A 12454-nucleotide genomic window follows, 5' to 3' on the forward strand; every position below is an offset into this window, starting at 1 on the left:
TGCTAGCGGTCGCCAGCGATAATACATAGGCGATAAGCCCATTGGCCGCCACTAGCGAACGCAAAGCCCAGAGCAACCAATCTCTGCCAGCCCCCAATCAATTAAAATAACGAGGACTTTATGGCCAGCATTCCAACCCCCACATCTGCAGCCACAGACGACGCCAGCGCTCAAAATCAAACTGTACCTCTGGCCATTTTAACCACACTGTTTTTTATGTGGGGCTTTATTACCGTACTTAACGATGTACTTATCCCTCACTTGAAGGCGCTGTTCGACCTCAATTACTTTCAAGCTATGGCAGTACAGTTATGCTTTTTTGGGGCCTACGGGGTGGTATCTTACCCTGCCGGTACGATCATCCGTAAAATTGGCTACCAGAAAGGGGTAGTGCTGGGTTTGCTGGTAGCCGGGCTTGGTTGCCTTATGTTTTACCCTGCGGGGAGCCTGCGCGTCTACGGCTTATTTCTAGCCGCACTATTTGTATTGGCTTCTGGGATTACTATTTTGCAAGTTGCAGCCAACCCTTATGTGACCCGTTTAGGAAAACCAGAGAAGTCTTCGCTACGCCTCACTCTGACCCAAGCGTTTAACTCATTGGGTACCACTATCGGGCCTATCTTCGGCGCCTTGCTGATCTTCTCTGCCGCCACCGTCGACACCTCGATTTTGTCTGGAGACGCCCTCGACGCTCATCGTCAAAGCGAAGCTGAGGCCGTGCAACTCCCCTATCTTATGCTTGCCGCCGCGCTAATCCTACTGGCTATTGTTTTCGCATTCCTAAAGAAGCTGCCGGTCATTATTGATGCCCAGCAAGACCCTCAACATATAGGTAAGACTGCATGGCAATTTAAACACTTGGTACTCGGCGCCGTCGGCATATTTGTTTATGTCGGTGCAGAAGTTGCTATAGGTAGCCTGCTGGTGAACTTTCTTGGCGAGCCGCAAATCGCCGGGCTCAGTGAACGCAGTGCAGGCAGTATGATCTCGTATTACTGGGGCGCCGCCATGATCGGCCGCTTTGTAGGCGTTGCGTTAATGCTGCGTTTTCGTCCTCAACTTCTGCTCACTATCGCCGCGATTGCTGCCACCATCTTACTCTTGGTGGCATCACTTGGCAGCGGCTCAATCGCCATGTGGTCGGTACTGGCAATTGGTTTGTTTAACGCCATTATGTTCCCAGTGATCTTCAGTTTGGCGGTCGCCAAGCTCGGACCTGCAACCAGTCAAGGCTCTGGGATTCTTTGTGTAGCAATTGTTGGTGGCGCAATTATCCCGCCACTTCAGGGGTTGCTGGCCGACAATATCGGCCTACAGCTATCATTTTTGCTACCGATTGTTTGCTACCTGTATATCGCGTTTTACGGTATCAAGGGTTACAAAATCGACGAGGCGTAATACGCAGAAACGCTCCACCATCGAGTAGAACTAGACCATAGGAAGCAACACTGCAATGTCGCGCCATATCACCATTGTTGAAGATGAAGACGCCATAGCCCAGAACTACGCCGACGCCATGCGTCGGCAGGGCTACAAAGTGTCTCACTACCGCAACCGACCGGACGCCCTGACCGCCTTCGCTACCCGACTGCCGGACCTCGCCATCATCGATGTCGGCTTAGGCGATGATATTGAAGGCGGGTTTGAGCTCTGCCGAGAACTTCGCAGCCGCGCACCGCAACTACCCATCATTTTTCTAACCGCGCGCGATAGTGAGTTCGATATGGTTTCAGGGCTGCGTCTTGGTGCCGATGACTATCTCACCAAAGATATCAGTCTCCCTCATATGCTGGCGCGGATTACAGCACTGTTTCGTCGTATCGACTTACTTTCCCAACCCTCGCAGCGAGAGACTGAACTGGTACGCGAACAACTCACCCTCAACATGGACAGAATGACCGCCTATTGGAACAGTAACCACGTTGAGCTGACCATTACTGAGATGTGGATTGTCCATGCCCTCGCCCAACATCCAGGGCACGTCAAAAATCGCCAGCAGCTTATGGACGCCGCAAACGTGGTGCTGGATGACAACACCATAACCTCCCATATCAAGCGAATCCGCAAGAAATTCCGCGAACAAGACAATAGCTTCGACTGCATTCAAACCGCCTATGGCATGGGTTATCGCTGGTTAAACCGCAGTGACAACTAGTTTTGCACCCACACAATAGACGCCAATGAAACTACGCTCGCAGCTCGTTATCGTTAGCCTCATTACCCTTACCTTGCCGTGGCTAGGTGTGCAATACGTGCGCGAACTCGATGGCCATTTGCGCAACGGCCAGGTTGAAGCGCTAAACGCTACCGCAAAAGCCGTCGCCGCGCGCTTTGCCAGCGATTCCCATCTGCTAGCCCAGCAGCGTCATTACGCCGTACCGGTGGGCGCTATCGGGCTCTACGTCCACAAGCTTTCTCGACCAATGATTTTGGACGGTTACGACGAAGACTGGCAATCGCTAAACCTTAACCTGCAACACCTAGACAATAGCCGGTCTGTGCCGAAAACAACCACAGGCAGCACCAAGATGATTGCCGGTGTACGCGCCAATATTCAGAACGCCACGCAAGGCCAAATCCTGCAGTTATTTTTTAAAGTCGAAGACGGTGATATCCGCTATCACAACCCGACACTCCCCTCACCGCTGTTCGCCGATCACCTGCGTCTACAGCTCGTCGGGCCACAAGAAAGTAAGCGTACACTCCTCGTCTACGCCTCAGGCCCCGGAAGTTTGCAAGTTTCGCGGGCACTAAAAGATGGAACTCTACAGCGAGAGTTTGGCGTCAGTGGTAATTTAGTCGAATGGCAATATGGCTATCAAATTGAGTTACATCTGCCGCTCAACTGGGCCAATCAGGCTTTCGGCATCGAGATATTTGACGTAAACAATTACCCAGGTGCCGGTCACCCAACAAGCGACAATCTTGGCATTAACGGTGAGCTACCCCCACTGCTGATCCAATCCGACAAACTGACCCGCGAGCTAACCATATTCCAACGCGAAGGTGTACGTCTCCGCCTAACCACTCCGCAGGCGCGTTTGGTGGCGGAGTCCGGTGCTCTAGATACGGAATTAAGCGCTCAACTGGCTAGCCGTCACGGCCTGCTAACATGGTTGTTCAACCGTATTTTAGGCGCGGAATCACTACCTGAATTGGACACACCAGAAACCACCGGCTTAATCGAAACCCCAGAAATATCGGCCGCGCTGCTAAACCTCGCCACAACAACACCTCGCGATACGAGCAGTCACGCCCTATCTTCAGTTGCTATCGGTAAACCCAGCAGCGGCTGGTATCGACTAGGCAAACAGCGCGTGGTTCGTGTTGCCGTTCCGGTTATCGACAAGGCAAACAACAATCAGGTTGTCGCCTTGGTAATTGCCGACCAAAGTGCCGATAGCCTCGCCCAACTCGCGGGCTCGGCACTTTACAGGCTCCTCACCTATTCGCTAGTGACCACCACGGCAGTAGGCGTACTACTATTGCTTTACGCCAGCTGGCTGTCGTTGCGTATTCGCAAGCTCAGCCGCGCCGCCCAAGGAGCAATTTCTGATCGGGGCCAGCTAGTAGAAAGCTTTCCAGTGTTTTCCAGCGAAGATGAGATTGGCGACCTTTCGCGCAGCTACGCGCAATTACTGAAACGCCTGCAGGAATATACCCAGTACCTGAGAACCCTCGCCAGCAAACTCTCCCACGAACTGCGCACGCCCTTAGCAATAGTGCAGTCCTCCCTTTACAACCTAGAATACGAAAGCCTCAGCGACGAGGCCAAAGCCTATGCGCAGCGTGCCAACGAAGGTAGTCAGCGACTTCAATCCATATTGAATGCGATGAGCTCTGCTAGCCGTGTAGAGCAAGCGATAGACGCCGCCGAACTAGAAACCGTTTCTTGCGAGCAACTACTTACCAACCTCGTGGCGGCCTACGCCGACACCTACACTAAAGTGAGGTTTGAATTAGTGCTGCAACCCCCTAGCGGCGATTTCACCCTACAGGCCAGTGCCGACCTGCTAGTGCAAATGCTCGATAAGCTAGTAGACAATGCCGTCGATTTTTCCGAACCTGGCAACCTTGTTACTATCATCCTAGAGAATCAGCCGCACAAACAGCTCTGGCACGTTCACAATGACGGCCCCCCACTACCCGCTCAAATGCAGTCGCAGCTATTCGATTCACTGGTGTCCGTGCGCGCTAGCGGCGCGTCCCAGCATCTGGGTTTGGGCCTCTACATTGTGCGATTAATTGCCGAATTCCACGGCGGCAAGGTTACTGCTAGCAACGCTCCCGAGGGCGGTGTGACATTTACCGTAGACTTGCCAACTAACACCAAGGCTAGGAATTTAAACAGTTAGGGCTACTAAAGCCTAAGCGCTTGACTTTGATCGGCAAACAAGGATAATACCGCGTCCCAAAAGCCCTAGATGGGCATGTGGAATAGAATTTTTCTTTCATTTTAAACAGATTTTATAGGAGCAACGCCGGTGGCAAACTCACCTCAAGCAAAGAAGCGCGCTCGTCAAAACGACAAGGCTCGCGCCCACAATGCTAGCTTGCGCTCCATGGTTCGCACATATCTTAAGAAAGTAAATGCGGCGATTGAAGCAGGCGACGCTGAAGAAGCGAAAGCAGCATACGCTACAGCCGTACCCATTATCGACCGCATGGCCGATAAAGGCATTATCCACAAGAATAAAGCAGCTCGTCATAAGAGCCGTTTGAACAAGCAAGTTAAAGCTCTTGCCGCTTAAGTTTAAAACTTAACCTGCAGGTGCAAAAAAGCCGACATTTTATGTCGGCTTTTTTTTGGCTCACCATTAATCGGCTTAGACTCAACGAAAACTAACTGATCACCCCCAGCCGAAACGATCAGTAAACGATTAAATCAAACCGTCTAAAACCCCCAGCAAACGTTCAGTCTGCAGCTTATCACCAAGCGTAATACGCAACCCCATACGCCCACCGCTATCCGCCTTAGGCCGCACCAAAATTCCAGCGTCTAGCAAACCGGCATTAATTTCCAATGGATTAGCCGGAAAGCTCCACAAATAATTACCGCCGCTGGGCCAGTAATCAATGCCTTTTGCATCCAAAAATGCTTCCAACATCGGCTTTGAAACCTGCATAACCTCATCAACATAGCTTTCAACTGTATCGAGATTGTCCAATGCAGCTCGTATCGCCACAATTGCAAGCTGGTTAATATCATAGGGCCCGCGAACATTTAACAAGGCGCGCACATTTTCCGCTGCGGCGATAATATAGCCCAGTCGCAACGATGGAATCCCCCAAGTTTTCGAAAAGGTTCGTGTGACTACCAAGTTCGGATAGAGCCCAACCAAATCGGCCACGGTGACTGAGGCGTACTCGAAATAACACTCATCTACCAAAATCACAGCTTCTGGCGCCGCTTTGGCGATGGTCACAATATCGTCACGGGACACCAGAGTGCCGCTTGGGTTATTCGGGTTAGATACAGTAATTAAACGCGTTTTATCATTAATAGCGGCCAATGTTTCCGCTAAAGGGAAACCCTTTTCACGGCTATACTGCGGCTCGATAATGGTGAGATTTTCCACCAGCGCAACCTGCTTATACATCGCGAAACTCGGCCCGGGAATAATCGCCTCATCACCTTCGCGACAGGCCGCGCGGATCACCAAGTCTATACCCTGATCAGAACCGTTAGTAATCATAACTTGATCAGCCGCAACACCGGCGTAACCCGCAATCTTATCGGTAATATCGCCATAGGCCGGATACATCTGCAAGCGACCAGAATTGATGTAGTCGATCAATGCCTGCCGCACAACATCCGCAACAGGCTGGGTGCGCTCGTTAAAATCCAACAGTAAATGCTTATGCGGGTCACGCCCATCCAACGGTGGCTTGTACGCACTCATAGCATCAATGTGTGATTTAAAAACCGACATATAAAAGTCTCAACAATAACAGGATAGAATTAGCCGACGGCTCAGGATAAAACCAAATTATCGCGATGAATTAGCTCATCAAAATCTTTATAACCCAATAGCGATTCAATTCTTTTAGTGGGCTGCCCCATAATTTTACGGGCCTCGTCACTGTTGTAGTTCACCAAACCGCGCGCTATTTCACGCCCCTGCAGATCGCGACACTCAACCATATCGCCGCGCGTAAAATAGCCATCAATCTTTACCACACCAACCGGCAGTAAACTTTTGCCATTACCAAGGACAACTTTTACAGCACCATCATCAAGCACAACGACACCGCGCGACTGCATTTGACCAGCAAGCCATCGCTTGCGAGCAGCAATAGGCTCTTGATCTGCATAGAGCAAGCTACCCAAAATTTCGCCCGATGCAACTCGCGGAATTACGTCCGCTATTTTGCCTCCAACAATCACAGTACTAGCACCAGAGCGCGCAGCCAATCGAGCGGCGCGCACTTTACTGATCATACCGCCACGCCCTAAGGAGCCACCGCCAGTCGCCATAGCATCCAGCTCTGGAGCGAGCGCAGGCTTTTCAAAAATAATTTCTGCCAAGGCATTTTGCCGTGGATCACAGTCGTACATGGCATTTTGGTCAGTGAGAATACATAACACATCAGCTTCTATTAAATTAGCCACTAATGCGCCAAGCGTATCGTTATCGCCGAAACGAATCTCGTCGGTTACAACCGTATCGTTCTCGTTAATAATGGGCACCACCCCCAAATTAACAAGCGTGCGTAAAGTCGAGCGCGCATTCAAATAACGCTCTCGACTAGAAAGATCATCATGATCCAGCAGCACCTGGGCTGTTTTAATTTGATAATGCTGAAATAATTCTTCGTAGGCCTGAATTAAACTGCTCTGACCAACCGCCGCTGCGGCCTGCTGTTCGTGCACAGCTTTTGGCCGCTGCGCCCAACCCAGTCGAGACATACCTGCGGCAACCGCACCAGAAGAAACCAACACAACCTCGTAGCCCCGTTTGGTAAGCGCAGCAATCTGCCCCACCCAAACAGCCATAGCTTTATGATCGAGCGCGCGCCCATTATCCGTTAACAGAGCACTGCCAATTTTAATTACCCAACGACGACCGTCTTTTATTAGGTGTCTTCTGCTCATGCGCGATATCTTCTACTCTAAATTTTTAGCCAGTCTATTTTTACGGCGATTTCGAATTAACGACAACAGCCTTACTCTCGAACGTATTCTACTTCGACATCGAAGTCGTCGTCATCATCGTCATCCTGCTCATCATCGCCTTGCAGCCGCTTTGCCTTATGCTGCAGTCGCAGCTCTTCAATTCTTTCACGAGCTTCGCGCTGCATCTGATGCTGAACCTCCAGCTCGCGTGCTTTCACTTCAGGGTCTTCACGCTCGGCCTCCCAAATGGGTTCAAGATGGGTCAAAATGTTTTCACATAAGCGTTCTGTACCCTGCCGAGCAATCGCTGAAATTGTGTAGATTGGCCCCGTCCAATTTAGCGCCTCAATAACATGCTGTTTACGTTCTTCCAACTCTTCTTCAGTTAACAAATCGGTTTTATTTAACACCAACCAACGATCCCGCTGAGCCAATGCAGGGCTAAATAGCCCAAGCTCACGCACAATCGCAAGTGCGTTATCTGCCGGATCGCTACCATCAACAGGGCAAATATCCACCAAATGCAAAAGCACACGGCAGCGTGTTAAGTGTTTTAGGAAGCGAATACCAAGGCCAGCACCGTCAGACGCGCCCTCGATCAACCCGGGTATATCCGCAACCACAAAACTGCGATGCTGCTGCACCTTTACAACACCAAGGCTAGGAATAAGCGTAGTGAAGGGATAGTCGGCAACTTTTGGTTGCGCCGCCGAAACAGCGGTAATAAAAGTAGATTTACCCGCATTCGGCAAACCCAACAAACCGACATCAGCAAGAACCTTCATCTCCAAGCGTATATTCTTTAACTCACCATCACTGCCAGGACTGGTTTGTCGTGGCGCGCGGTTTACACTGGATTTAAAACGGGTATTACCCAAACCGTGAAACCCACCCTGCGCAACCAGTAGTGACTGGCCGTGACTAGTAAGATCACCGAGCTGCTCACCGCTATCGTCATCGAGAATTAGCGTGCCGACAGGCACCTTAAGATAAAGATCCTCACCTTTACGGCCAGTACAGTTGCGGCCGCGACCACCCTCACCACTCTGCGCGTTATGACTACGCTGATAGCGGAAGTCGATCAAAGTATTGAGATTTTCATCTGCAATCAGATATACGCTGCCACCATCACCACCGTCGCCGCCGTCTGGGCCACCCTTGGCGATAAATTTTTCACGCCGAAAACTCAGGCAACCATTTCCGCCCTTTCCCGCCTGAACCGTAATAGGAGCTTCATCTACAAATTTCATTTTCAATACCTTTGGTGTGAATACCGGCGCGACAAAAGGCTCGACCACGTTCCACTTTTGGCCATCTCGGAATTGAGGATAGCCACTAATTTTCTCGCCCAGGCTCTAATACCTGTAACGCTGGGAGCTAAGCATAAACTCATCCCCACAATGCAAAAAAGCCCCGCTACCAAGTAGCGGGGCTTTTCGAAGAACTTAAAACCGAAATTAAGCCGCTACGATGCTAACGTACTTACGGTTTAGAGGACCTTTCACTTCAAACTTCACCGCGCCATCAGACTTAGCGAACAAAGTGTGATCCTTACCGATACCAACATTAGTTCCAGCATGAAAACGTGTACCACGCTGACGAACAATGATGTTACCTGCTACAACTTCTTGACCACCGAAAATTTTAACGCCCAAACGTTTACTTTCGGAATCGCGACCGTTGCGTGTACTACCGCCTGCTTTTTTGTGAGCCATGATCTACTCCTAAATTAACCTTTGATGCCAGTGATTTTAACTTCGGTATACCACTGACGGTGACCTTGACGCTTCATGTGATGCTTACGACGCTTGAACTTGATGATAGTCACCTTGTCTGCACGACCGTGACTAACAACTTCAGCGGTCACTTTAGCACCGGCAACTACGGGAGCACCGATCTTAATGTCATCACCATTAGCAACTAGCAAAACCTGATCGAAATCGACGCTTTCGCCGGTTGCCACTTCAATTTTCTCTAGACGAAGAACTTCGCCTTCTTCCACGCGGTGCTGTTTTCCACCGGCAGCAATTACTGCGTACATACGTGCGCTCCAATTACAAAGTTGGACGATACGAAGCAGCCGACCTTCCGACTTTTAAGTTAACACCACCATTGGCACCAACCGCAGAGCTTGCATCGTTTTCGAAACACCCTAAACAAGTAGAATTGCAACCGCTTCACTAGCACTATACTAGCCCACCAAACGCAACCACCCCTTCGGGGGCGCGAATTTTACTTCAGCACTGCTCGCAAAGCAAACAGTTGCAAGCCAATTTCACTGCTTTTAAGGATATTTAAGGCCGCAAGAGTACAAAACATCCGCCATTCCCCCTATAATGGCCGCCTATTGAGGGCCACTGACTCGCAAACACACCAGCCCCCTTAAATTTTCAACTCATACCGCAACACACACAGGAACCCAGATTATGTCGACCAAGATTCTCGATGCAGTAAAACCGGGCGTAGCAACCGGCGACGACGTTCAAAAGATCTTTGAAATAGCCAAAGCCAATGCCTTTGCTCTGCCAGCCGTAAACTGCGTGGGAACCGATTCTGTAAATGCGGTATTAGAAGCAGCGGCAAAAGTAAAATCACCGGTTGTTATCCAATTTTCCAACGGCGGCGCAGCCTTTTACGCAGGGAAAGGCTTGAAAGCTGAAGGGCAGCAAGCCCAGATCCTGGGCGGTATCGCCGGCGCGAAGCATGTTCACGCCGTTGCCGAAGCCTACGGTGTTCCGGTAATTTTGCACACCGACCACGCCGCCAAGAAACTTCTACCTTGGATCGACGGCCTGCTCGACGCTGGCGAAAAGCACTTTGCTGAAACCGGCAAACCGCTTTTCAGTAGCCACATGATTGACCTTTCTGAAGAAAGCCTCGAAGAAAACATCGAAACCTGCGCCAAGTATCTTGAACGCATGAGCAAGATGGGTATGACCCTCGAAATCGAACTTGGCTGCACCGGCGGCGAAGAAGATGGCGTAGACAACACAGGCATGGACAGCTCAGAACTCTACACCCAACCAGAAGATGTGGCCTACGCATACAAAACATTGATTGCCGTTAGCCCACGCTTCACCATCGCAGCCGCATTCGGTAACGTACACGGCGTATACAAGCCAGGCAATGTTCAGTTGACACCGAAAATTCTCGATAACTCTCAGACCTATGTATCCGAGAAGTTTGGCCTTCCAGCTAAATCCTTGAACTTCGTCTTCCACGGCGGTTCGGGCTCTTCTAAAGAAGAGATTCAAGAATCGATCGGTTACGGCGTAATCAAAATGAACATTGATACCGACACCCAGTGGGCATCTTGGGAAGGCGTAATGAACTACTACAAAGCCAACGAAGGTTACTTACAAGGCCAGATCGGCAACCCAGATGGTGACGACAAGCCTAACAAGAAGTACTACGACCCACGCGTTTGGTTGCGCAAAGGGCAGGAAGCAATGATTGCCCGCCTCGAGCAGGCCTTCAGCGACCTAAACGCAATCGACCGACTCTAAGCAAAGTTACCGATTACATTTTTCCAACTAAACCCCAGCCATTCGCTGGGGTTTTTTATATCTCACCAAAAGCACTCTTGTGTCGTCAAAATCGACGCGCTAAAGTGAGACCCTGCGGGAATATCTGTAGTATATTGTCGCTCGAAAATAGTGTTATCCAGCTGATTCTGCTGGTTTGGTGGCGAGTGCTCGCTTAGCACTGCTGTAACTTACCCCTGCAACCATAACGAATAATGACAATGACTAACGTTAACCAGAAACTGTCCGTTACCGAGAAAATCGGCTACAGCTTGGGCGACCTTGCCGCTAACTTGATCTTTCAAACTCTAGTAACCTTTATTGCGTTCTTTTATACAGACGTTTACCGTATTCCTGCGGCAACCGCAGCAACCATCATCTTTCTCGGCGGTATGGCCGGCGCCTTTTTCAACCCTGTAATGGGGATGATTGCCGACCGCACCAATACACGCTGGGGTAAGTTTCGCCCCTGGATCCTATGGACCTCGGTACCCTTTGGCCTAATCTCACTGGCTGCGTTTAGTACCCCAGATTTGGGCGAAAACGGCAAGGTGATATATGCCGTAACGACCTATGTACTACTCGTAGTAATTTACTCCGCCAACAACCTGCCCTACTCGGCATTGAGCGGTGTACTCACGGGCAGCATGCAAGAGCGCAACAGTTTGTCTTCCTACCGTTTTGTGGCGGTAATGGTTGCTCAATTTATTATCCAAGTGCTGCTTTTGCCGCTGGTTCTTATCTTGGGCGACGGCGACAAGGCTGTCGGCTTCAAAAACACGATGACCTTCTTTTCAATTATTGGTGTGATCTTTTTCATCATCACCTTTATTACCACCAAAGAGCGCGTCATCCCAAAGCCTGAACAGCGCTCTAGCATACTTGAAGATCTAGGCGACCTATTTAAGAACAAGCCCTGGATTGTAATGTTAGTGGTAACCGTTCTGGTCTTTGTAACCCTCGCGCTTAAGGGTGGCATGTATGTTTACTATTTCAAGTACTACCTGAGCGAGCCCCATCTAGCGGCGTTCCTGACCGATGTTGGTTTTAACGGCTTTATGGCCAACCTCAACAGCGGCCTAACTAGCGTTGGCTTGACCGAGTTTAAGTGGCCCAAAGATGCTCCCACGTCAGCGTTAAGCTTATTCAATGCAGGTGGTATCATCTTTATGATTGTCGGGATTGGCTTCTCTAAATCGCTGGCAGACAAGCTTGGCAAGCGCGATGTATTTGCCGTTGCGCTACTGGCATCAACACTCTTTATGCTGGCATTTTACGTGTACGCTCCAGACGCGATTGGCATCGTATTTGTTTCGCAAATTTTACATGGGTTCTTTTACGGTATTACCATCCCACTGTTATGGGCAATGATTGCCGATGTCGCCGACTACTCAGAATGGAAAAACAATCGCCGCGCTACAGCTATCATCTTTTCGGCTATGATTTTTGGCCTAAAAGCTGGCCTTAGTATCGGTGGCGCACTAGTAGCGGCCATTTTGGCGCATCTCAACTATGTTGCCGAAGCGCCAATGCAAGCCGCCGAAACTGTAAACGGTATTAAATTAGCGGTGAGTCTATACGCTTCTACACCGTTCTTAATTGCGGTTGCCGCTATGCTTGTGTACGAGATCAACAAGCGTATGGAATTGCGAATTGAGCAAGACTTGATCGAACGACGCAGTAACTAAATACCTGCCACCATGCATAGGGTGTTCGCACCCTATGCATTATCAAGTCACATTTGAACGTACCCTATTCTCACCTAGTCATTCGTTAGAATTGCTCCTCTAGCAATGATTAAAGCTTTTCAACT

Annotated in this window: 11 protein-coding genes; 6 read left to right on the top strand and 5 right to left on the bottom strand. The window is 50.0% G+C overall.

Features of this window, described 5'->3' with window-relative positions; all coding sequences use genetic code 11:
- Nucleotides 1–120 precede the first annotated feature (120 nt).
- The 4 genes from IDZ20_RS01905 (at nucleotide 121) to rpsT (ending at nucleotide 4751) form a co-directional block, all read left to right on the top strand.
- Nucleotides 121–1398, top strand: a complete 1278-nt coding sequence (locus IDZ20_RS01905; RefSeq protein ID WP_188149738.1) for a sugar MFS transporter — start codon at nucleotides 121–123, stop codon at nucleotides 1396–1398.
- Between the two features lie 55 nt (nucleotides 1399–1453).
- A complete protein-coding gene (gene pdsR, locus IDZ20_RS01910; RefSeq protein ID WP_188149739.1) occupies nucleotides 1454–2155 on the top strand; it encodes a proteobacterial dedicated sortase system response regulator in 702 nt (233 codons plus the stop codon).
- 25 nt (nucleotides 2156–2180) lie between these two features.
- Nucleotides 2181–4355, top strand: coding sequence for an ATP-binding protein (locus IDZ20_RS01915; RefSeq protein ID WP_188149740.1), 2175 nt, complete (start codon nucleotides 2181–2183; stop codon nucleotides 4353–4355).
- Between the two features lie 129 nt (nucleotides 4356–4484).
- The gene (gene rpsT, locus IDZ20_RS01920; RefSeq protein WP_188149741.1) at nucleotides 4485–4751 is read left to right on the top strand and encodes a 30S ribosomal protein S20; all 267 of its coding nucleotides are present in this window, start codon (nucleotides 4485–4487) and stop codon (nucleotides 4749–4751) included.
- Between the two features lie 129 nt (nucleotides 4752–4880).
- Here rpsT and IDZ20_RS01925 read toward each other — a convergent pair whose 3' ends face one another.
- The 5 genes from IDZ20_RS01925 to rplU form a co-directional block, all read right to left on the bottom strand.
- The gene (locus tag IDZ20_RS01925) at nucleotides 4881–5933 is read right to left on the bottom strand and encodes a pyridoxal phosphate-dependent aminotransferase (protein WP_188149742.1); all 1053 of its coding nucleotides are present in this window, start codon (nucleotides 5931–5933) and stop codon (nucleotides 4881–4883) included.
- 41 nt (nucleotides 5934–5974) lie between these two features.
- Nucleotides 5975–7096, bottom strand: coding sequence for a glutamate 5-kinase (proB, locus tag IDZ20_RS01930; RefSeq protein WP_188149743.1), 1122 nt, complete (start codon nucleotides 7094–7096; stop codon nucleotides 5975–5977).
- Nucleotides 7097–7167: 71 nt separating this feature from the next.
- Nucleotides 7168–8367 (bottom strand): Obg family GTPase CgtA, encoded by a 1200-nt coding sequence (cgtA, locus tag IDZ20_RS01935; protein WP_188149744.1) that lies wholly within the window; start codon nucleotides 8365–8367, stop codon nucleotides 7168–7170.
- 207 nt (nucleotides 8368–8574) lie between these two features.
- A complete protein-coding gene (gene rpmA, locus IDZ20_RS01940) occupies nucleotides 8575–8832 on the bottom strand; it encodes a 50S ribosomal protein L27 (RefSeq protein WP_188149745.1) in 258 nt (85 codons plus the stop codon).
- 14 nt (nucleotides 8833–8846) lie between these two features.
- On the bottom strand, nucleotides 8847–9158 hold the full coding sequence (gene rplU, locus IDZ20_RS01945; protein WP_188149746.1) for a 50S ribosomal protein L21: 312 nt from the start codon (nucleotides 9156–9158) through the stop codon (nucleotides 8847–8849).
- A 385-nt stretch (nucleotides 9159–9543) separates the two neighbouring features.
- Between rplU and fbaA the strand changes: the two genes are divergently transcribed.
- Together fbaA and IDZ20_RS01955 are read left to right on the top strand one after the other, a co-directional pair.
- Nucleotides 9544–10623, top strand: a complete 1080-nt coding sequence (fbaA, locus tag IDZ20_RS01950) for a class II fructose-bisphosphate aldolase (protein WP_188149747.1) — start codon at nucleotides 9544–9546, stop codon at nucleotides 10621–10623.
- A gap of 239 nt (nucleotides 10624–10862) precedes the next feature.
- Nucleotides 10863–12329, top strand: a complete 1467-nt coding sequence (locus tag IDZ20_RS01955; protein ID WP_188149748.1) for an MFS transporter — start codon at nucleotides 10863–10865, stop codon at nucleotides 12327–12329.
- Nucleotides 12330–12454: the final 125 nt, after the last annotated feature.

The sequence above is a fragment of the Teredinibacter waterburyi genome (assembly GCF_001922985.1).
In the GTDB taxonomy this organism is placed as follows: domain Bacteria; phylum Pseudomonadota; class Gammaproteobacteria; order Pseudomonadales; family Cellvibrionaceae; genus Teredinibacter; species Teredinibacter waterburyi.